Origin of the sequence: Novosphingobium mississippiense (assembly GCF_044029535.1) — a bacterium.
Classification (GTDB): domain Bacteria; phylum Pseudomonadota; class Alphaproteobacteria; order Sphingomonadales; family Sphingomonadaceae; genus Novosphingobium.
This window is the reverse complement of the sequence record NZ_CP147001.1, coordinates 3,444,056-3,463,435: the sequence shown is the minus strand read 5'-3', so window position 1 is coordinate 3,463,435 and position 19,380 is coordinate 3,444,056. Positions and strand designations below refer to the sequence as shown.

The following is a 19,380-nucleotide window of genomic DNA, read 5'->3' as shown; positions in this document are numbered from 1 at the left end:
TAATAGAAATGGGCAAGGAAACCGGCTTCCTCGAACTGGACCGCCAGGACCGTACGTATGGCGACAAGGCCGAGCGTCTGACGAACTACAAGGAGTTCGTCGTTCCGCTCTCGACCGAGACGCTCAAGGCTCAGGCATCGCGCTGCATGAACTGCGGCGTGCCGCACTGCCACACCGGCTGTCCGGTCAACAACATCATCCCGGACTGGAACCACCTGGTCTACGAGGATGACTTCCGCAACGCGCTGGAAGTCCTCCACTCGACCAACAACTTCCCCGAGTTCACCGGCCGCATCTGCCCCGCCCCGTGCGAGGCGGCCTGCACGCTGAACATCATCGACCAGCCGGTCACCATCAAGTCGATCGAATGCGCGATCGTCGACAAGGGCTGGGCCGAAGGCTGGATCACGCCGAAGGTGGCGACCAAGCGTACCGGCAAGTCGGTGGCGGTCGTCGGTTCGGGCCCGGCGGGCCTGGCCGCTGCCCAGCAGCTGGCCCGCGCCGGCCATTCGGTGACGGTGTTCGAGAAAAACGATCGCGTCGGCGGGCTGATGCGGTACGGCATCCCCGACTTCAAGATGGAGAAGCACCTCATCAACCGCCGCATGGTGCAGATGATGGCCGAAGGCGTGGAGTTCCGCACCTCGGTCGAAGTCGGCGTGACGGTTTCGGTGGCTTCGCTGAAGGAAAACTTCGACGCCGTGGTCTTCGCCGGCGGTGCCGAGGATCCCCGTCCGCTGAACATCCCCGGCTTCGAACTGCCGGGCGTGCGCTTCGCGATGGAGTTCCTGACCCAGCAGAACAAGCGCAACGCCGGTGACGACGAAATGCGCGCCGCCCCCCGCGGCACGCTTTCGGCGACCGGCAAGCACGTCATCGTCATCGGCGGCGGCGACACCGGTTCGGACTGCGTCGGCACCTCCAACCGCCAGGGCGCGCTTTCGGTCACCCAGCTGGAAATCATGCCCAAGCCGCCGGTTCACGAGAACAAGGCGATGTCCTGGCCGAACTGGCCGCTGAAGCTGCGCACGTCGTCCAGCCACGAAGAGGGCTGCGAACGCGACTGGGCAGTGCTGACCAAGCGCGTCGTCGGCGAGAATGACGTCACCGGCCTCGAATGCGTTCGCGTCGAGTGGAAGGATGGCAAGATGCAGGAAGTGGCCGGCAGCGAATTCACGCTCCAGGCCGACCTGATCTTCCTCGCCATGGGCTTCGTCGGCCCGCGCAAGGCCGGGATGCTCGACCAGTCGGGCGTCGAACTGGACGCGCGCGGCAACGTCAAGGCGACCATGGCCGACTACCGCACCAGCGACCCGGCCATCTGGTCCTGCGGCGACATGCGCCGTGGCCAGTCGCTGGTGGTCTGGGCGATCCGCGAAGGCCGCCAGTGCGCCCGCGCGGTGGACGAAGCACTGATGGGCGTTTCCGAACTGCCCCGCTGATCGGATCGCGACATCGCAATCAGGAAAGGGCGCCCCTCACCGGGCGCCCTTTTCTTATCTGCGCGACGCAGGAAGCCGTCCGGGCGATGGCCCCATGCTTGACCCGCGCGAGGCCGAGGCCGAGATTCCCGTGATTACGGGAGAGATACGATGTTGCTGGAAATCGCCGAAATCGACGTTCGTCACGGAGCGGAAGATGCCTTCGCCAAGGCCATGCGCGAAACCGGCGTTCCCGAACTCGCGGCCTGCGAAGGCGTGGTCTCGATCCGTTTCGGGCGCGGCGTGGAAAATCCTTCGCGCTTCACCTTCAATGTCGTCTGGACATCGATGGATGCGCATATCGCCGCGCGCAAACTGGACAGTTTCGACCGCTTCCGTGCCGCTTTCGGCGACGCAGCCATCGGCGGCACCATGCACCACTACGAAATGGATGACGCGGTAGCCGGACTCTCCGCCTGACTACCCCCGGCCAATCGGCGCCTACCAGTCGATCCGGCCGCGTCCGTTGGCTTCCAGAAAGTCGTTGGCACGGCTGAAATGGCGGCATCCGAAAAAGCCGGCATAGGCCGACAGCGGGCTGGGATGCGGCGCCGTCAGCACCAGATGGTGGCTCGATGCCAGTCCGGGCACGCGCATTGCCTTCTTCTTTGCATGACTGCCCCAGAGCAGGAACACGCAAGGCTCCGGCTTGGCGGCAACGGCGGCGACGGCGGCGTCGGTGATCGCCTCCCAACCCCGATTCTGGTGCGATCCGGCCTGCGCCGCTTCCACCGTCAGCGCATTGTTCAGCAGTAACACGCCTTGCCGCGCCCAATGCTCCAGATTGCCGTGGCCCGGCGCGGTGACGCCGCAATCGGTCGCCAGTTCCTTGTAGATATTGACCAGCGAGGGCGGCACTTTGACGCCGTTCATCACCGAAAACGCCAGCCCATGCGCCTGGCCGGGGCCGTGATAGGGATCCTGCCCCAGGATCACCACCCGCACTTCGTCCAGCGGCGTCAACTCGAACGCGCGCAGCCGGCTTTCGCGGGGAGGATAGATCGTCTTGCCGGCGGTTTCCTCCGCTTTCAGCCAGCCGCCCAACCGGCGCGACTCGGGCGTTGCCAGCACCGGACCCAGCGCATCCTGCCAGGATGGGGGCACGCCCTGCATGGCTTCTGCTGCTTCCATCGCTGACTTACTCCCGAATTGTCGATATCGGGCAACCCGCAGGGGCATCCGACCATTGCGAAAACCTGGGCCAGTCCCTAAGCATTTCCGGACCATGGCTGTCTATCTCCACGAAGAAGATCTCCCCGAAGGCGTGCTTGCGCCGGGACCCGTTGCCGTCGACACCGAGACGATGGGTTTGATCACCCCGCGCGACCGCCTTTGCGTGGTCCAGATTTCCGACGGCAAGGGGGATGAGCATCTCGTCCGCTTCGCCCCCGGCAGCGCCTATGACGCGCCGAACCTGAAGGCGGTTCTGGCCGATCCCGCGCGCCTGAAACTCTACCATTTCGCGCGATTCGATCTTGCCGCGATCGAACACTACCTGGGCGTCACCGCTGCGCCGGTGTTCTGCACCAAGATCGCCAGCAAGCTGGTCCGCACCTATACCGACCGCCACGGCCTGAAGGATCTGGTGCGCGAACTGCTGGGCAAGGAAGTGTCCAAGCAGCAGCAGTCCAGCGACTGGGGCGCCGCCGAACTGACCGACGCCCAGAAGGACTACGCGGCGTCGGACGTGCGCTACCTCCACGCCATGCACGAAATCCTGGTCGTGCGGCTGGCGCGCGAGAATCGCACCGAGATCGCGCAAGCCTGTTTCGACTTCCTGCCCGCCCGCGCGCGGCTGGATCTGGCCGGCTGGCCCGACCATGACATCTTCAGCCACGAAGCCGCCTGACCCTTAAACCGGAGAGCACGCGCGCATGTCCGAAGAAGCCATCCAGATCCGCAATCGCCGCCGGCATTTCGCCGCGCCCGGCGGTTCGCACGATCGCCTGGTGGGCTTCCTGGCCAAAGCGCTGCCCACCGGGATCGGCCTGGTCGCGGCGGTGATGATCCTGATCCCGCTCTCTCCACGCGGAGAGATCAGCTTCCTGCTCGATCGCAACAAGGTTGCGGTGACGCAGGAACGCGTCGCCGTATCCAACGCCGCCTATCGCGGTCAGGACAATTCGGGCCGCGACTTCGTCGTCACTGCCGGCACCGCCGTCCAGCATTCGCCGGACATTCCGGTGGTGGACATGCTCGACCTGGTCGCCAAGATGAACATGAAGGACGGCCCCGCGACGATCGCCGCACCGCGCGGGGCCTACAACTTCGACCAGGACACCATGAAGGTGTCGGGCCCGGTAAACTTCAATGGCGCCGGCGGCTACCAGATGACCACCAAGCAGGTGGACATCGACGTCAAGCAGAAGACCGCGGTTGCCACAGGCGGCGTCTCCGGCAGTGGCCCCAGCGGCACCTTCAGCGGCAATTCGATGCACGCCGATCTCGACAACCGTACAGTAACGCTCGAAGGCAATGCGCGGATGCGCATCACGCCCGGCAAGCTGAGGATTCCCCAATGACCGTTCGCTCCGGCCTCCTCCGTACCGCTGTCGCTCTGCCGGTTGTGGGGCTTGCCATCCTTGCCGCCTCGCAGCAGCTCGGCGCCCAGGCCCTTTCCGGGCATGACAGCAATGCGCCCGTCGATTTCGGCGCCGACCGCATCGAGATGCAGGACAAGCAGAACCGCGTGGTCCTGACCGGAAATGTCGACATCACGCAGACCGACCTGCGCATGCGTGCCGCCCGCACGGTGATCGATCTGGCCAATGCCAAGCAGCTTCAGGTCAACCGCATCACCGCCAGCGGCAGCGTGGTCGTCACCCGCCAGGACCAGACGGCCACTGGCGACACTGCGATCTACGACCTGAACCAGCGCATCATCACCATGGTCGGCAACGCCACGCTCAAGCGCGCCGGCGGCGACACCCTGCGCGGCGGCCGCTTCGTGATCGACCTGAAGAGCGGCGTCTCCTCCGCTTCCGGCGGCCGCGTTACCGGCACCTTCAACGTACCCAAGAAGAACTGAACGCGTCCTAAGGGGGCATTCGCAAGGGCAGACGCGCCGTTCGTCGCGTCAGGCTGAAGAATTTTCCTGCACTTAGCGATGTGCATATCTGGAGTCGGGCCCCTTCGAAAAGGAGTGCCCGATGTCCAGTAATCCCATCCAGATGCACGGTGGCTACGCCACCGCCTCTCGCGATCGGTTTTGGGAACCCAGGCCCAATCAGGGCGGTACGATCTCAGGGCGCTGGCCTCGGCCTAGAATGCCCGGTCGTGCACCAGCACCCGCAGCGTGAGGAACAGGATCTGGAGATCGCGCATGATCGTCCAGCCTTCCAGATATTCAAGGTCGGACTGGAGGCGGTTGACCAGATCCGATTCGTGATCGGTTGCCCCACGGAACCCGCGCACTTGCGCCAGCCCGGACAGGCCCGGCTTCAGCGAATGGCGCTGCCAGTACCGCAGGTCCACTTCCCAGAACAGCTTGTCCCCCGCCAGCGATCCCGTTGCGTGGGGGCGTGGGCCCACCAGGCTCATGTCCCCCAGCAGCACGTTGAACAGCTGCGGCAGCTCGTCGATGCTGGTGCGGCGGATAAACCGGCCGATCGCGGTGATGCGCTGGTCGTCCTTGGAGGCGGACTGATTGCCGTTCTCGTCACACAGGGCCTGTGACATCGACCGGAACTTGTACATGTTGAAGAAGCGATTGCCGCGGCCCATCCGGCGCTGGGTGAAGAACACCGGCCCCCCATCCTGGAACTTCACCGCTAGCGCGACGACCAGCATCAGCGGCGACAGCGCGAGGATCGCGGAACCAGCGAAAGCCACGTCGAAAATCCGCTTGATCGCGCGTTCGCGCAGGCCCAGCGGCCCGGCGGAAACCAGCAGCAGGCCGTGATTGGCCGCCACCCGCGCGCCTTGGGCACCCAGCCGCGCAACCTCGTCATCCAGCACTTCGCCGTCGACGTTCGCGCCCTTGAGGATCATCGCCCAGTTGCTGCGGCGATCCGCCGGGCAGCTGATCACCACGCGATCGATGTTCCGCAGCACCAGCCCCAGTCGGTCCAGCGCATTGGGATCGTTCAGATCGGGCCGCAGCCCCATCGCCGCAGCGGAAACCCGGATCGCACCGGGCAGGCGAAGCTGCGGGCCGCCGTCATCGATGACCAGTTCGTTGATCACATTGGCGCCGCAGCGCCAACGCACGAAACTGCGCAGTTGCAGCCGCGACCAGGCCACCAGCACCATCGCCAGGATGACGCCGCCGCTGAAAGCGCCGCGGGACGATTCGCTGGACGACTTCATCAGGAACTGGACGAAGACCACCACCGCCACGGCAACGACTATCGCAGCCTGCGCCCGCAACACCCCGCGCCAGCCCTGCCGCAGCGAACAGGTCGAATAAGAACCGTTGTAGAGCGCGAGAGTGAGGAAGATCGGCAGCAGCACCTGGCCATAGACCAGCGATCGCACCGCCCCATCGTTCATGTCGTAAAGCCAGCCGGCAACGACGAAGGCCAAGGACAGTGCGACAATATCGGAAACAATTAGAACGAGGTAGCATTGTAGACGACGACGTTCGAGCGACGGAGCGACCAACAGTTCGTCCGCTTCCGACCTTTGTCGTGCCTGTTGAGATACCGCGAATGGCGCGTTCACTCGTTCAACACTCCCCATTGCCGACCTCCGTTTCGGAGACGACATCGTCCACTCCTTATCGCGACCAACGCGAACGGGAATTATGCTGCATTGCAGTAGGTGTACGACCCTATAAGGCCTGCATCTATTGGGGAAGAAGCTTAGGGGTAAGCCGTTCTATTTGTCCGATGTTCTACATCAAGACAGGCCGTACGCGCTATTTCCAGTAACCCCTGGGACAATAACAGTTCCGAATCCTGACTATTGCCAAGCAGGGATTGGTGCATCGCAACAAGGCGGGCCACCAATCGCGCGAGTCGTGGGCCGCGCCAGATGCGCAATTGAGCCGAAAGCGCGGGCTTGTCCTTCCAGAACACGCGGCGGGCTGCGGCTTCCGCCTCCAGCAGCGCGCCGACATCCCCCCCGCGCCCGAGTCGGGCGTTGAGCCCGGCAAGTTGTGCGGCGCGGCGTTCGAAAGCCAGCAGCAGCCCCACCGGGTTGATCCCCTGGTCCTTCATGCGCTTCAGTTCGGGACCGACCATGGCCCGCTTTCCGCCCAGCACGGCGTCGACCAGCGGCGAAAAATCGTCGTCCTCGGTCGATGCGCCGATCTCGTCCAGATCGGCCGACGACACCGCGCGCGGCGTTTCCGGCATGGCATCCAGATAAAGCGCCAGCTTGGTCACTTCGGAGCGCGCCAGGCGGGTGTCGAGCCCGGCGCCGCGGGCGATCCGTTCCGCCAGTTCGCTGCCCAGCTTCAACCCCGCGCCGTTCGCCATCGTGCGCACGGCGGCGGCCACGGTGCCAAGATCGGGCGGATGAAACATCGTCACCAGCGCATCGTTGCGCGCGGCCAGCAGCTTGGCGGTGCGCGACTTGTCGGTGGCGCCGGTGGTGACGATCAGCACCGGGCAAGAATCGACCGGGTTCTCGATCAGGATCTGCACGGCGTCATGCGCCTCGTCACCCTGCGCGCGCACCCAGATGTGCCGGGACGTGCCGCCGAACAGCGAGTTCGACCGCGCCTCGTCCCCCAGCCGGACGGGGTCCTTGCGCAAGTCCGCGCCGGCCATCTCCACCCGTTCCCCGGGCACATCGAGCAGCGAGACGATCTTTTCCGCCGCATCGGTGCAGCCGGCCTCATCCGGGCCGCAGAAGAAGAAGACCCGCGCCTGCTGCGCCGCGCGCGCGGCCATGCCGCCGAAGTCCTTGCGGGTCGCCTTCACGAATGGGGAACCATCAGCCGGGCGTCACTGATGCGTATCGCCCCGCAGCCGCAACGCGACCCCGGTGACGATGCGCGAGGCGACATCCTTGGAGAGATTTTCGAGCGCAGTCTGTTCGGCCGCGATCGTCGCATAGTCGGACGAAACCACGTCGATACCGGCATCCGATTGCGCCGTGGCATCCAGCACGATCTCGCCGCTGGTCACGTCCACCAGCTGATAGCGCGCGCGCAAGGTGCGGCGTTCGCGGCTGATCGTATCGTCGGACAGCAGCGCCAGGCCTTCCAGCTTGTCGTCCAGGCGAACGTCGAGCCGGTATTTCGGCGAAACGCCCGCCTTGCCCGCGCCCAACTGATCGACCAGCGCATTGCGCACCAGCCAGCCCGCGCGTCCCTCGATCGCGGCGACCTGCACATCGGCAAGCCCGCGCGCCACCGCGCCGCTGCCTCCCCCGGCGTACATCGGGGTGAGGCCGCAGCCGGACAGCAGCACGGCTCCGAGAAGGACGCTGAGGCGCTTCACGCGACGAGATTTACCAGACGGTCGGGTACGACGATCACTTTCCTCACCTCGGCGCCATCCAGTGCACGCTGCACTTTCTCGCTGGCAAGGGCAAGCGCTTCAAGCTCTTCCTTCGACGTGCCCTTGGCCACGGTCAGCGTATCGCGCAGCTTGCCCTTCACCTGGACGGCCACGGTCACTTCGTCTTCCACCAGCAGCGCCGGATCGACTTCGGGCCATGCCGCCTGGGCGACCAGACCTTCGCCGAAGGTGGCGAAAGCTTCTTCGGCCAGGTGCGGCATCATCGGCGAGACGAGCAGCAGAACCGTGCGGATCGCGTTCGAACGGCTGGCCGAAGGCGCCGCCTTCTCGACCGCGCCGGTCAGTTCGTAGATGCGCGCCACGGCCTTGTTGAAGCCCAGCGATTCGATGTCCGCAGCGACCGCAGCCACCGTCTGGTGAGCCTTGCGGTCGATCGCCTTGTCCTCGCCCGTTGCAGAAGCGTCGTACTGCGCGAACAGGCGCCACAGGCGCTGCACGAAGCGGCCGCAACCTTCGATACCGGCTTCCGACCACGGCAGATCGCGCTCCGGCGGGCTATCCGACAGCATGAACCAGCGGATCGCGTCGGCACCATAAGTCGCGACGATCTCGTCAGGGTCGACAACGTTCTTCTTCGACTTCGACATCTTGATGACGCGGCCGATCTCGACCGGGGCGCCATCGACCTTGAGCGTTGCCGTTTCAGCCCCGCGATCGATCTCGCCGGGCGAGAAGTAGACCGGCTGGCCATTGGCATCGTTGATGCGGAAATAGGTCTCGTGCGTGACCATGCCCTGCGTGAACAGGCTGGCGAAGGGCTCCTTCACCTCGATCTTGCCGATGCGGGCCAGCGCGCGCGTCCAGAAGCGGGCATAGAGCAAGTGCAGGATCGCATGCTCGATACCGCCGATGTACTGCTCAACGGGCAGCCATTCGGCGATCTTGGCCGGATCGAACGGGCGATCCTCCGGCTGGCTGGCGAAGCGCAGGAAGTACCAAGAGGAATCGACGAAAGTATCGAGGGTGTCGGTCTCGCGACGCGCGGCGTGGCCGCACTGCGGACAATCGACATGCTTCCAGGTCGGGTGGCGCACCAGCGGGTTGCCGGGGGTCGAGAAATCGACGTCCTCGGGCAGCGTGACCGGCAGGTGCTTCTTGGGCACCGGCACAACGCCGCAAACCTCGCAATGGATGAACGGGATCGGCGTGCCCCAGTAGCGCTGGCGCGAAACGCCCCAGTCGCGCAGGCGCCACACGGTCTTGCCCTCGCCCCAGCCTTCGGCCTCGGCACGCGCGATCACGGCGGCCTTGGCGTCCTTCACGGCCATGCCGTTGAGGAAGTCGGAATGGACGCAGACGCCGTCTCCCGCCTCGGACTCGCCGTCGAACGGCTTGTCGGCATCGGCTTCGTTGGCTGCGACGACGCGCAGGATCGGCAGCTGGTACTTGGTGGCGAATTCGAAGTCGCGCTGGTCATGGCCGGGAACGGCCATCACCGCGCCGGTGCCGTAATCCATCAGCACGAAGTTGGCGATGAACACCGGCAGTTCCGCGCCCGTGAACGGGTGCTTCGCCTTGACGCCAGTGTCGAAGCCCAGCTTCTCCGCGGTTTCCAGCTCGGCCGCAGTCGTCCCGCCCTGCTTGCACAGCGCGATGAAGTCCTCGACCTCGGGACGGCCCTGGGCCACCGCCTGCGCGATCGGGTGATCGGCTGCGACGGCCACGAAGCTGGCGCCGAAGATCGTGTCCGGGCGCGTCGAATAGACTTCGACCGAGCCGATGCCGCCGATTTCAGCCGAGAGGTCGAACTTGAATTGCAGGCCCTGCGACTTGCCGATCCAGTTCTCCTGCATCGTGCGGACCTTCTCGGGCCACTTGTCGAGCGTGGAGAGGCCGTCCAGCAGTTCGTCGGCAAAGTCGGTGATCTTGAGGAACCACTGGGAGAGCTTGCGCTTCTCCACCAGCGCGCCCGAGCGCCAGCCGCGCCCGTCGATCACCTGCTCGTTGGCAAGCACGGTCTGGTCGACCGGGTCCCAGTTGACCGCCGATTCCTTGCGGTAGACCAGGCCGTTCTCATAGAGATCGATGAACAGCGCCTGCTCGTGGCCGTAGTATTCCGGCTCGCAGGTGGCGATCTCGCGGCTCCAGTCGAGCGCGAAGCCCAGGCGCTTCAGCTGCGCCTTCATGTTGGCGATGTTCTCGCGCGTCCAGCCGCCGGGGTGGACGCCCTTTTCCATGGCCGCGTTCTCGGCCGGCATACCGAAGGCGTCCCAACCCATCGGATGGAGCACTTCGTGTCCGGTCATGCGCTTGTAGCGCGCCAGCACGTCGCCCATCGTGTAGTTGCGGACGTGGCCGATATGGATGCGCCCCGAAGGATAGGGGAACATCTCCAGCACGAAGCTGCGCGGCTTCGACGAAGTGTCGTCCGCCTTGAAGCACTGCGCATCGTCCCACGCAGCCTGCCAGCGCGTGTCCGCCTGAGCCGGATCGAACCGCTCGGTCATCTCAGTCAAGTCTCCTGCGGGGTTTCTTAGCCCCGGATTTTGCGGCACCGGCCCACGCCCCACCCGACCTCCCACAGGGTACTATTGTTGGGAGGTCGGGTGGGGGCGCGGGCCGGTGCCGCGCTAAAACTGTCAGCCGCCGATCGAATCGCGACGCAGGTCGCGAGCGCGGGTGAGGATGATGTCCTCAAGCTTCTGCACGGTGGCCGCCTGAACCGGCGCCGCGGTCCAGCCGCCGCCGGCCGAAACTTCGCGCTGCGCGGTGACGCGCAGGGCATCGGCGCGCAGGTCCTTGTCCAGGATCATCACGGTGACCTTGACGCGCTCGCCCGGGTTCTTGGGGTTGGTGTACCAGTCGGTCACGAGCACGCCGCCGGCGCTGTCGGACTGGAGCAGCGGCATGAACGACAGCGAATCGAGGCTGGCGCGCCAGAGGTAGCTGTTGACGCCGATGGTGGTGACCATCGAAGGGGCCATCGCCGCAGACTTCACCTGCTTTTCTTTCCGACCGCCGCCGCAGCCGGCCAGAGCAAGCGCCGCAACGGCACAAAAGCTCGCAGTTGCCAGCGATCGAGCGGTGAAGAGGCCCTTGTCGGTGCTGCCTGTCATGTCGTTTCCAGTTCCTGTCTTGGCATCGATCCGCCGAAACACCCGGCGCAGCCATCCACCGCCTCTATAACCGCCGTTGCCCGGGCGGCAAGTGCGGCAGCATCGGCACGTCGGCTAAACGGCACTTGCGCTAAACGCCACCTGAACGTTCGGCCCATCGCCCCCACTCCCCGTCGCATGAATCCCGCGCGAATCCCGCCCCTCCCCCTGGCGATCATCCTGTGTTAAGGTGGCGGGGAGAGGATTGCCGGCATGCCGACCGCCTCCACAGGAATTGCACGCCCCGCGACGGGCGCACGGCACGAACAGGGTGAAGGGCCTTCAAGGACGTTACGATGGAACCGCAACGCACACGCCCGTCGAGAGGCGGCATGAAGGCGAGCGTCATGCTGGCCGGGTGCGTCTGCGTGCTGGCGCTGCCCAGCGCGGTTCTGGCGTTCTCCACCAGCTTCCGCGAAGCGCGGGTACAGGACAAGGCGATCGATTCGCTCGACCCGGCCACCGCGAACGAGAATCTGTCGCGCGTGATCGCCATGCGTTCGCTGGCCAAGGGGCAGCCATTCCCGTTCACGCCGGCCGGCACCCCCAATCGCCCCGACCGCGCGGTGACCGTGGCGGTGCGCGTGGATGAAGAGGCCGCGCAGTCGATCATCGTCGTGCACAACCGCGTTCAGGTCGCGCGGACGGATGCCGACGTGGGCGGCCTGCGCATCTCGCCGGCGGCGTTCAACCTGGGCGTTTCGCGTGGGTACCAGAATTTCTCGCCCGACCTGGCGCAGACCCAGGCGCCGGCGCCCGCCCACGGACTAGCTGACGCGCCCGAACTGCGCAAGTTCAGCCTGGCCTCCGGCACCGCCGAACCGGCCGAATCGCGCTTCTCCCCCCGCATCTCGATCGACGAGAAGCGCCCGCCGGGCCGCGCGCCCCATACTTTTGCGGGTGAAGCGGGAGAGGTTGATCTGGGCGGATCCTATCGCCTGACCAAGAACCTCGATGTCACGGCCGGCGTGCGCTATTCGCAAGATCGCGAGCGTCTGGTGCCATTGACCGACGGCAAGCAGGATTCGCAGGCCATCTATCTGGGCACGCAATTCCGGTTCTGACAGGCTTAGAAGCGGTTTGTTGCAGTTTCCTGTCACGCAATTGCCATTGCGTTTGTCTCAATCATTTCGGCGCAAATAAGCCTCCCCTGCGATGGCCTTGCGCTTGCCCTGACCCCGCGCTTTTCCTAGCCTGCCTCCCGGTGGATGCACTGAAGCGAAAGGCTTGAGAATGGCGCGTGTTGCTATCGTTACCGGCGGGACCAGAGGCATCGGCGAGGCTATCTCGCTCGCCCTCAAAGAGCGTGGTCACACCGTAGTTGCGAATTACGCAGGCAATGAGGAGAAGGCCCGCGCCTTCACCGAAAGAACCGGCATCCCCGCCTACAAGTGGGACGTGGGCGATCATGAGGCGGTGCTGGCCGGCGTGGCCGAAGTCGCCGAGAAGCATGGTCCGGTCGATATCGTCATCAACAATGCCGGCATCACGCGCGATGGCGTGCTGCACAAGATGACGTTCGACGACTGGAACGACGTCATGCGCATCAACCTGGGCGGCTGCTTCAACATGGCCAAGGCCACCTTCCAGGGCATGCGCGATCGCGGCTGGGGCCGCATCGTCAACATCGGTTCGATCAACGGCCAGGCCGGGCAGTATGGCCAGGTCAACTATGCCGCTGCCAAGTCCGGCATCCACGGCTTCACCAAGGCATTGGCGCAGGAAGGCGCCAAGTTCGGCGTCACCGTCAACGCCATCGCCCCGGGCTATATCGATACCGACATGGTGGCCGCCGTGCCGCCCCCGGTGCTGGAAAAGATCGTCGCCAAGATTCCCGTCGGCCGCCTTGGCAGCGCTTACGAGATCGCACGCGGCTGCGCGTTCCTGTGTTCCGAGAATGCGGCCTTCGTGACCGGATCGACCCTGTCGATCAACGGCGGCCAGCACATGTACTGATGCGAATGGCGCAGGGAGCATCCGCTGCCTGCGCCATCGTCTCCGGGCGTTACGCCCCGGCGGCGAACAGCGGCTTCAGCCAGGCGACCAGCGCGGCCAGCTCTTCGCCTTCCAGCGCGACCGCATGGCCAAGGTCCGGCACTTTCGGCCAGCCGCAATCAACGAATTCACGCCCCCGCCACTCGCGCACGCCTTCGTAGCGCGGGATGACATGGAAGTGGGCGTGCGGGTCCACCATCATCAGCATCAGGTAATTGAGCTTCGCGTAGCCGACCGCTTCGGCCAGCGCCCGCTCGATCGCGGCGGTGGCCTGTTTCAGCTCGGCATGGGCTTGCGCCGGTAGATCGCCGAAGGCCGTGGCCGCGCTCTTGGCCGCCAGTACCAGCGATCCCAGCGTCGGCTGCGCGGGGCGCGCCAGCACCACCCAGTGATCAAATTCCGCGACGAGGCTCGCCGGGAAGCCGAATTTCTCCATCGTCGCGTTCATCGATACTCTCCCTCAGGGGCTGCGTGGATTTGGTCAAAGCAGAGCCGAGAATGGCGAACTTCGACAACCTGCGCGCAGCGTACTTTCAGTACGTGAGCACCGGAAGCGCAGAAATTTGCCGTTAGCAGGCCCGCATGGAGCGGATCCACACGGCCCCTCAGGCGTCGGACAGCCAGGACGTGATCCTGCCGCCTTGTGCGCGCACCATCCACGCCTGCACCAGCCGCACCGCGTGGACCAGGCAGGAAATCACCGTCCACCATGCCACCGCAATCAGACCCAGATCGGGCCGCGCGAACAGCATCGAGACGAACAGGATCACCATGTTCGGGTTGCGGCGCGCGGTGATCAGGCGGAACTGGCTGTCGAACCGGCGCCAGACATGGATGTGCATCATGCCGTTCTGGCGCATGAACACGCCTTCGATCAGGCGCTGCACCAGATAGCCGCCTTGAATCGCGGCCTGCACCAGCCAGAAGGTCGTGCTGTCATAGCCCAGCCCCCAATAGGCCAGGCCGGTCGCCCAGAACCACCACCAGAACGGCGGATGGACCAGATCCATGCCATGATCGAACACGTTGCCCCAGGCCGAGGATGTGATCGTGCAACGCGCCAGCTTTCCGTCCACCGTGTCCAGCACCATGAACACCAGCCCCAGCGCCATGCCCAGCCAATAGTGGCCATAGGCGAACAGCACCGTCGCGATCACGCAGAACACCGCGCCCACCGTCGTGACCATGTTCGGAGTGATGTGCAGCTTTGCACAGATGCGCGTCAGCACCAGCGCCCATTCGGGCCAGAGGTACTTGGTCAAGAGGTCGGTCACGCCCTTGTAGGCGCCGAAATAGCTTGCCCGCTCGATCGGGCGCACGCTCTCTCGCGTCAAGGCCATCAGGAACGGCGTCTCGCGCTTGCGCAATTGCTTGTTTTCGATGGTCGGGCCGCTTTCGAAGGCAACCACATCCATTCCGGACGAATCGGAGAGTGCGGAACCCGCGCTCATGGCCTGCGCGATTCGCGCCGACTGGTCGGAATCGGCCGCGTGGGCCAGCGCCGGAACGCCATTGAGCGTCAGCACCATTCCCGGCCGCTCTGCAACATGGCGAAACCATGCCGGGTCCCATGCGAAAGCGGCGTTGGCCAGGATCGCGGAACCGGCCGGCAGGGAGTCGCTGCTCTCGCAACCGTTCGCACGCGCAATTCGGGCGGTGCGCTGGGTCATTGTAAGACCCCAGAGTTTCAGAGGGTTATTTCCGATCGTGACGACGATCGGACGGGACTGGGGGGAGTTTTCCGTATCGGCCATGTCACCGGCCGTAATCTGTCCCGACCGATTTGGAAATGCGGCAAAGCGTTTTACCCCGGCCCGCCCAGTCGGGCGGACCACCACAGGCTTGCAGGAAACGCGCAATTTGTTGCCGGATTTTCAACCCATGAAAAACCGCCATAGAACTGTAACTTGAATGTGTCAGACAATGTTTCTTGGTGATTTCCGGGGCGGGCGACACTACATAGGTGCCCGTGTACGGAACAATTTACGAATTCGAGACGCTGCCGACCACCGTCGGCGAGCAGGGCCCGCGAAGGGCTGCACGTCCCGCGCGCCAGGCGCGTCGCGGACGGGCAGTGCCGCTCGTCGGCATCATCCGCAATCCCCGCAGCCATCGCAACAAGGGCCACGCGCCCGAGATGGAAGATTGCTCCAACATCCTGACGGAAACGCCGCGCACGCGCACCGATCTCTATCGCGTGCTCGAAAGCTTTGCCCAGCGCGGCATCGACTATCTGGTGGTCGACGGCGGCGACGGTACCGTGCGTGACGTGCTGACCTGCGGTGCCGACGTGTTCGGCAACCATTGGCCCACGTTCATCGTCCTGCCCAAGGGCAAGACCAATGCGCTGGCGATCGACCTTGGCCTGCCGAACCACTGGTCGCTGGCGGAAGCGCTGGCGGCTGCGCATCGCGGCAACTCGATCGTCCGTTCGCCGCTGCGCGTCTCGTCGAAGGACGGCAGCGCCGGCTGCATCCAGGGCTTCATCCTTGGCACCGGCGCTTTCGCGCTGGCGACCGAGGCGGGCCAGGAAGCGCACCGTCGCGGCGCCTTCAACAGCTTCGCGGTGGGGCTGACCGTTCTCTGGGGCATCATCCAGACGCTGTTCGGCCGTGCCGGCAATCCGTGGCGTTCCAACACGCCGACGCGGTTGATCGATCACGAGACCGGACGCGACCTGCCTTACGACGGCCGGGGCAACCCGAACGAGCGCTTCATGGCGGTGGCCACCACGTTCGAGAAGTTCCCGCTGGGCGCACGCCCGTTCGGCCGCAATGTCCCTTCGGGCATGAAGCTGGCGGTGATCGACTGGCCGGTACGCTGGGTCATCGCACTGATGCCGCTGATCATGATGTTCGGCATCATGGGCCGTTTCCTCGACCGCAGCGGCGCGCACCGCTTCGCCACCAGCGCGATCGACCTCGACATCGACGGGCCGTTCATCCTGGATGGAGAGGCGTTCCCGGCCGGCGACTACGTGCTCGAAGAAGGGCCCGCGATCACCTTCGTGGTGCCCTGAGCCATATCCCGAACCCTTGATTTCGGGACGGGCTTGCCCGAGCATGACGGCATGACCGAACTTTCCGGCGAAACCCTGGAAACGCGCGTGCGCAAGGCCCTCGATCGCCCCGTGGTGGTCGAGGTGCGCGCCTTTGCCGAACGGCTGGCCCATGCCACGCCCGGCACCGCGGCCGTGCTGTTCTACGGCTCCAACTTGCGGACCGGATCGCTGGACGGCGTGCTGGACTTCTACGTGCTGACCGATGGCCCGCAGGTGGAGAAGATCTGGCCGCGCGTGAGCTATCACGAATGGGAACGCGAAGGCGTGACCTTGCGCGCCAAAGTCGCGACGATGGCGCTGGAAACCTTCCGCGCCGCCGCCGCCGGCGAACTGGTCGACACCACGATCTGGGCCCGCTTCGTCCAGCCGAGCGGGCTTGCCTGGCAGCGCAATGCGGCTGCGGCCGACCGCGTGGCCCAGGCCGTTTCCGGCGCGGCCCGCACCGCCAGCCGCCTTGCCGTGGCGCTGGGGCCAGAACGCGGCACGCCCGAGGATTACTGGCGCGCCCTGTTCCGCGCGACGTATGCTGCGGAGTTCCGGGTCGAGAAGGCCGGGCGCGAGGATTCGATCCTCTCGGTGAACCGGGAGCATTTCGACGGCCTGCTACCGCTGGCGCTGACGGCCGACGGTATCACCTTTATTCGCGAAGCCGATGGCACGATACGACCGCAGGTACCTTCCGCGGCCCGCCAGAAGACCCTTGGCTGGTGGGCGCATCGTCGCCGGCTGGGCAAACCCTACAACGTGCTGCGCCTGCTGAAGGCATCGACCACATTCGAGGGCGCAGCGCGCTATGCCGCATGGAAGATCGAGCGGCACACCGGCATTCCCGTCAGGCTGACGCCGTGGCGCGAACGCCATCCGGTGCTGGCCGCGCCGGGCGTGCTCTGGCAGGTCTGGCGCGCGAAGAAAGCGCGGGAACGCCTGGCATGACAAGTATCGCCGCATGATGGATCGCCCCCACGCCGCGCTGGTCCTTGCCGGCTCGCGCCCCGGCGCGCCCGATCCGGTCGCCGCCAGCGAAGGCACCAGCCACAAGGCGCTGGTGGACATCGCCGGCAAGCCGATGCTGGCCCATGTCGTCGGCGCGCTCCGGCAAAGCCGTGTCGAGCGGATCGCCGTGGTCGCCAACGATCCGGCGGTGATCGCGCTGGCGCAAGACCTCGGCTGCGAGGTGATCCCCGCCGAAGCCGGCCCCAGCGCCAGTGTCGCGGCGGGGCTGGAGCGCCTTGGCGCGCCGATGCTGGTCACGACTTCGGATCACGCCCTGCTGCGCAGCGCCTGGGTCGACGATTTCATTGCCGATACGCCAGCCGATGCCGATGTTGCCGTGCTGCTGGCCCGACGCGAGGCGATCGAAGCGGCCATGCCCGGATCGAAGCGCACCTATCTGCGCTTTGCCGATGGCGACTGGTCCGGCTGCAACCTGTTCCTGCTGAACACGCCGCGCGCCGAAACCGCCATCGATACCTGGAAACTGGTGGAGGCCGACCGCAAGCGCCCCTGGCGGATCGCCGCGCGGCTGGGTGTCGGCATCCTGATCGGCTATGCGCTGGGCCGATTGACGCTGGCCGGTGCACTGGCGCGGCTGGGCGACAAGATCGGCGTCTCCGCCCGCCTTGTCGCCGCAAGGGATGGCCTGGCGGCGGTGGACGTCGACAAGCCATCCGATCTGGCCGACGCCCGCGCGATTCTTTCAGCGCGACCTTAACGGCACTGAACCGCACATGGGGCGCCCTTGCGGGCACCCGATCACATGTAGCGCATCTGCACCCGGATCGACTTCACTTCGTTGCCCACCGGCACGCCCACCTTGGTGTAGCTGGGCTTGCCGAGGTTGAAGATGCTGATCGGCGGATTGTTCGACATCGCCCCGCCGTCGCTGCTGATGTCGGTCTTGCCGTTGCCGTTAACGTCATGACGCACGGCGATACCGTAGGTGCCGCTGGCGGGCAGCGGCACGCAGAACGTCATCGTGCCCGCCTTCGCCGGCACTTCCATGCGCGATATCCATCTGCCGGATTGCAGCCAGTCGTCCGCGGTGGCGCGGTAGCTCTGCACGCGGATCGATCCGCTCGATGCCTTGATGCCATCGACGGTGACCAGCAATGCCGGCCCCTTGTCGGCCCGGCACAGGCTCATGTCGTTGCGGATTTCCTCATGCGGGCGCACCGCCGCACCGGCGGAAACCGCCAGCCCGAGCGCCACCACGCCCGCCATCGCGGCGCGGGTGGCAGTGCGGGAAAAATGCAGTTGCTTCATATTCATGTCCGGTCCTGTGACCTTGTCCATCTGGCCGATCGCACCCGCCGCAGGCATCGTCTGCCGCAGGCCGTCGTTTCACGCCAGCGAATTGGCAGCCGGGCCGTGAATGCGCACTGAATTGGCAATTCGCGATTGCGCAAGGAAGATCCAGCCGCCAAGGGCCGTGCTGTTCCATATCGCGTGGTGGAAAAGCGTGGAGCACTGCTTGTCCCCACTACATATGGTGTCTTATTTGTTACCCGCAGGAGTACAGATTTTCCATGACCGTTCCGCTGATCTCTCCGTCGATCCTTTCCGCCGACTTCGCGCGTCTTGGCGAAGAAGTGCGCGCGGTCGACGAAGCCGGGGCCGACTGGATCCATGTCGACGTGATGGACGGCCACTTCGTGCCCAACATCACCATCGGCCCGGCCGTGGTGAAGGCGCTGCGCCCGCATTCGGCCAAAGTGTTCGACGTGCATCTGATGATCTCCCCCGTCGATTCCTTCCTTGAGGATTTCGCCGCTGCCGGGGCCGACATCATCACCGTGCACCCCGAAGCCGGCCCGCACGTCCACCGCACCGTCCAGAAGATCAAGTCGCTGGGCAAGAAGGCGGGCATCTCGCTGAACCCGGCCACCCCCGCCAAGATGCTGGACTATCTGATCGACGAGATCGACCTGGTCCTGATCATGAGCGTGAACCCCGGCTTCGGCGGGCAGAGCTTCATTTCCAGCCAGCTTCGCAAGATCGAGGCGGTGCGCAAGATGATCGACAAGTCCGGCCGCGAGATTCATCTCGAAGTCGACGGCGGCGTCGATGCCAAGACCGCGCCGCTCTGCGTTTCCGCCGGTGCCGACGTGCTGGTGGCGGGTTCCGCCACTTTCCGCGGCGGCCCGTCGCACTATGCCGCCAATATCCGGGCGCTCAAGGGACTGGACTGAGCCCTTGGCCACGACGGCCCCTCCGCGCAGGCAAACCGGGAACCCGGGCGCGGATCGGGCCGTTCCGCAGGCGGCGGAAGCCGAGGAGGA

20 protein-coding genes are annotated in these 19,380 nt (G+C 65.4%); 11 read left to right on the top strand and 9 right to left on the bottom strand.

Features of this window, described 5'->3' with window-relative positions; genetic code table 11:
* Positions 1-8 precede the first annotated feature (8 nt).
* Both WBP06_RS16445 and WBP06_RS16440 read left to right on the top strand, forming a co-directional pair.
* Positions 9-1,442 carry a glutamate synthase subunit beta gene (locus WBP06_RS16445; RefSeq protein WP_395329901.1) on the top strand — a complete coding sequence of 478 codons (1,434 nt, stop codon included), beginning with the start codon at positions 9-11 and terminating at the stop codon, positions 1,440-1,442.
* 150 nt (positions 1,443-1,592) lie between these two features.
* A complete protein-coding gene (locus WBP06_RS16440) occupies positions 1,593-1,901 on the top strand; it encodes a putative quinol monooxygenase (RefSeq protein WP_395329899.1) in 309 nt (102 codons plus the stop codon).
* A gap of 21 nt (positions 1,902-1,922) precedes the next feature.
* On the opposite strand, the gene ung is transcribed toward WBP06_RS16440, so the two are convergent.
* Positions 1,923-2,612 carry a uracil-DNA glycosylase gene (gene ung / locus WBP06_RS16435; RefSeq protein WP_395329897.1) on the bottom strand — a complete coding sequence of 230 codons (690 nt, stop codon included), beginning with the start codon at positions 2,610-2,612 and terminating at the stop codon, positions 1,923-1,925.
* 94 nt (positions 2,613-2,706) lie between these two features.
* Between ung and WBP06_RS16430 the strand changes: the two genes are divergently transcribed.
* From WBP06_RS16430 to WBP06_RS16420, 3 genes are read left to right on the top strand one after another with little or no spacing between them, the layout of a single operon-like run.
* Positions 2,707-3,330 carry a ribonuclease D gene (locus tag WBP06_RS16430; RefSeq protein WP_395329895.1) on the top strand — a complete coding sequence of 208 codons (624 nt, stop codon included), beginning with the start codon at positions 2,707-2,709 and terminating at the stop codon, positions 3,328-3,330.
* A gap of 25 nt (positions 3,331-3,355) precedes the next feature.
* Positions 3,356-4,003: an LPS export ABC transporter periplasmic protein LptC gene (gene lptC / locus WBP06_RS16425; RefSeq protein WP_395329893.1), complete on the top strand. Its 648-nt coding sequence runs from the start codon at positions 3,356-3,358 to the stop codon at positions 4,001-4,003.
* A complete protein-coding gene (locus WBP06_RS16420) occupies positions 4,000-4,509 on the top strand; it encodes an LptA/OstA family protein (RefSeq protein ID WP_395329891.1) in 510 nt (169 codons plus the stop codon). The genes lptC and WBP06_RS16420 overlap by 4 nt, the downstream gene beginning before the upstream one ends.
* Positions 4,510-4,742: 233 nt before the next feature.
* Here WBP06_RS16420 and WBP06_RS16415 read toward each other — a convergent pair whose 3' ends face one another.
* The 5 genes from WBP06_RS16415 to WBP06_RS16395 all read right to left on the bottom strand — a co-directional run bounded on the left by WBP06_RS16415 (position 4,743) and on the right by WBP06_RS16395 (position 11,007).
* Positions 4,743-6,143, bottom strand: coding sequence for a sugar transferase (locus WBP06_RS16415; protein WP_395329889.1), 1,401 nt, complete (start codon positions 6,141-6,143; stop codon positions 4,743-4,745).
* 140 nt (positions 6,144-6,283) lie between these two features.
* Positions 6,284-7,348: a DNA polymerase III subunit delta gene (gene holA / locus WBP06_RS16410; RefSeq protein ID WP_395329887.1), complete on the bottom strand. Its 1,065-nt coding sequence runs from the start codon at positions 7,346-7,348 to the stop codon at positions 6,284-6,286.
* Between the two features lie 24 nt (positions 7,349-7,372).
* Positions 7,373-7,870 (bottom strand): LPS assembly lipoprotein LptE, encoded by a 498-nt coding sequence (gene lptE, locus WBP06_RS16405; RefSeq protein WP_395329885.1) that lies wholly within the window; start codon positions 7,868-7,870, stop codon positions 7,373-7,375.
* Positions 7,867-10,398, bottom strand: a complete 2,532-nt coding sequence (gene leuS / locus WBP06_RS16400; protein WP_395334225.1) for a leucine--tRNA ligase — start codon at positions 10,396-10,398, stop codon at positions 7,867-7,869. The genes lptE and leuS overlap by 4 nt, the downstream gene beginning before the upstream one ends.
* Before the next feature lie 132 nt (positions 10,399-10,530).
* Positions 10,531-11,007, bottom strand: coding sequence for a DUF3576 domain-containing protein (locus WBP06_RS16395; protein ID WP_395329883.1), 477 nt, complete (start codon positions 11,005-11,007; stop codon positions 10,531-10,533).
* A 371-nt stretch (positions 11,008-11,378) separates the two neighbouring features.
* Here WBP06_RS16395 and WBP06_RS16390 point away from each other — a divergent pair, with 371 nt between their 5' ends.
* Positions 11,379-12,110 carry a hypothetical protein gene (locus WBP06_RS16390; RefSeq protein ID WP_395329881.1) on the top strand — a complete coding sequence of 244 codons (732 nt, stop codon included), beginning with the start codon at positions 11,379-11,381 and terminating at the stop codon, positions 12,108-12,110.
* A gap of 169 nt (positions 12,111-12,279) precedes the next feature.
* Positions 12,280-13,002 (top strand): acetoacetyl-CoA reductase, encoded by a 723-nt coding sequence (phbB, locus tag WBP06_RS16385; protein WP_395329879.1) that lies wholly within the window; start codon positions 12,280-12,282, stop codon positions 13,000-13,002.
* A 49-nt stretch (positions 13,003-13,051) separates the two neighbouring features.
* Here the strand turns inward: phbB and WBP06_RS16380 are convergent, their stop codons facing one another.
* Positions 13,052-13,489, bottom strand: coding sequence for an HIT family protein (locus tag WBP06_RS16380; protein WP_395329877.1), 438 nt, complete (start codon positions 13,487-13,489; stop codon positions 13,052-13,054).
* 157 nt (positions 13,490-13,646) lie between these two features.
* A complete protein-coding gene (locus WBP06_RS16375) occupies positions 13,647-14,711 on the bottom strand; it encodes a CDP-alcohol phosphatidyltransferase family protein (RefSeq protein WP_395329875.1) in 1,065 nt (354 codons plus the stop codon).
* A gap of 299 nt (positions 14,712-15,010) precedes the next feature.
* Here WBP06_RS16375 and WBP06_RS16370 point away from each other — a divergent pair, with 299 nt between their 5' ends.
* From WBP06_RS16370 to WBP06_RS16360, 3 genes are read left to right on the top strand one after another with little or no spacing between them, the layout of a single operon-like run.
* On the top strand, positions 15,011-16,060 hold the full coding sequence (locus tag WBP06_RS16370) for a diacylglycerol/lipid kinase family protein (protein WP_395329873.1): 1,050 nt from the start codon (positions 15,011-15,013) through the stop codon (positions 16,058-16,060).
* 51 nt (positions 16,061-16,111) lie between these two features.
* A complete protein-coding gene (locus tag WBP06_RS16365) occupies positions 16,112-17,035 on the top strand; it encodes a hypothetical protein (protein ID WP_395329872.1) in 924 nt (307 codons plus the stop codon).
* 13 nt (positions 17,036-17,048) lie between these two features.
* A complete protein-coding gene (locus WBP06_RS16360; RefSeq protein ID WP_395329870.1) occupies positions 17,049-17,813 on the top strand; it encodes a nucleotidyltransferase family protein in 765 nt (254 codons plus the stop codon).
* Between the two features lie 41 nt (positions 17,814-17,854).
* On the opposite strand, the gene WBP06_RS16355 is transcribed toward WBP06_RS16360, so the two are convergent.
* Positions 17,855-18,364, bottom strand: coding sequence for a DUF2141 domain-containing protein (locus WBP06_RS16355; protein WP_395334223.1), 510 nt, complete (start codon positions 18,362-18,364; stop codon positions 17,855-17,857).
* A gap of 263 nt (positions 18,365-18,627) precedes the next feature.
* On the opposite strand from WBP06_RS16355, the gene rpe reads away from it, so the two are divergent.
* Complete coding sequence (gene rpe, locus WBP06_RS16350; protein WP_395329868.1) at positions 18,628-19,290, top strand: ribulose-phosphate 3-epimerase; 663 nt, start codon at positions 18,628-18,630, stop codon at positions 19,288-19,290.
* Positions 19,291-19,380 lie beyond the last annotated feature (90 nt).

Bases quoted from the DNA above. Each gene is read 5' to 3' on its own strand.
- WBP06_RS16445 (WP_395329901.1), top strand. From the start codon at position 9: ATGGGCAAGGAAACCGGCTTCCTCGAACTGGACCGCCAGGACCGTACG.
- WBP06_RS16375 (WP_395329875.1), bottom strand. From the start codon at position 14,711: ATGACCCAGCGCACCGCCCGAATTGCGCGTGCGAACGGTTGCGAGAGC.
- leuS (WP_395334225.1), bottom strand. From the start codon at position 10,398: ATGACCGAGCGGTTCGATCCGGCTCAGGCGGACACGCGCTGGCAGGCT.
- WBP06_RS16360 (WP_395329870.1), top strand. From the start codon at position 17,049: ATGATGGATCGCCCCCACGCCGCGCTGGTCCTTGCCGGCTCGCGCCCC.
- WBP06_RS16355 (WP_395334223.1), bottom strand. From the start codon at position 18,364: ATGAAGCAACTGCATTTTTCCCGCACTGCCACCCGCGCCGCGATGGCG.
- WBP06_RS16440 (WP_395329899.1), top strand. From the start codon at position 1,593: ATGTTGCTGGAAATCGCCGAAATCGACGTTCGTCACGGAGCGGAAGAT.
- WBP06_RS16380 (WP_395329877.1), bottom strand. From the start codon at position 13,489: ATGAACGCGACGATGGAGAAATTCGGCTTCCCGGCGAGCCTCGTCGCG.
- lptC (WP_395329893.1), top strand. From the start codon at position 3,356: ATGTCCGAAGAAGCCATCCAGATCCGCAATCGCCGCCGGCATTTCGCC.
- WBP06_RS16395 (WP_395329883.1), bottom strand. From the start codon at position 11,007: ATGACAGGCAGCACCGACAAGGGCCTCTTCACCGCTCGATCGCTGGCA.
- phbB (WP_395329879.1), top strand. From the start codon at position 12,280: ATGGCGCGTGTTGCTATCGTTACCGGCGGGACCAGAGGCATCGGCGAG.
- ung (WP_395329897.1), bottom strand. From the start codon at position 2,612: ATGGAAGCAGCAGAAGCCATGCAGGGCGTGCCCCCATCCTGGCAGGAT.
- WBP06_RS16365 (WP_395329872.1), top strand. From the start codon at position 16,112: ATGACCGAACTTTCCGGCGAAACCCTGGAAACGCGCGTGCGCAAGGCC.
- WBP06_RS16390 (WP_395329881.1), top strand. From the start codon at position 11,379: ATGAAGGCGAGCGTCATGCTGGCCGGGTGCGTCTGCGTGCTGGCGCTG.
- rpe (WP_395329868.1), top strand. From the start codon at position 18,628: ATGACCGTTCCGCTGATCTCTCCGTCGATCCTTTCCGCCGACTTCGCG.
- WBP06_RS16430 (WP_395329895.1), top strand. From the start codon at position 2,707: ATGGCTGTCTATCTCCACGAAGAAGATCTCCCCGAAGGCGTGCTTGCG.
- WBP06_RS16420 (WP_395329891.1), top strand. From the start codon at position 4,000: ATGACCGTTCGCTCCGGCCTCCTCCGTACCGCTGTCGCTCTGCCGGTT.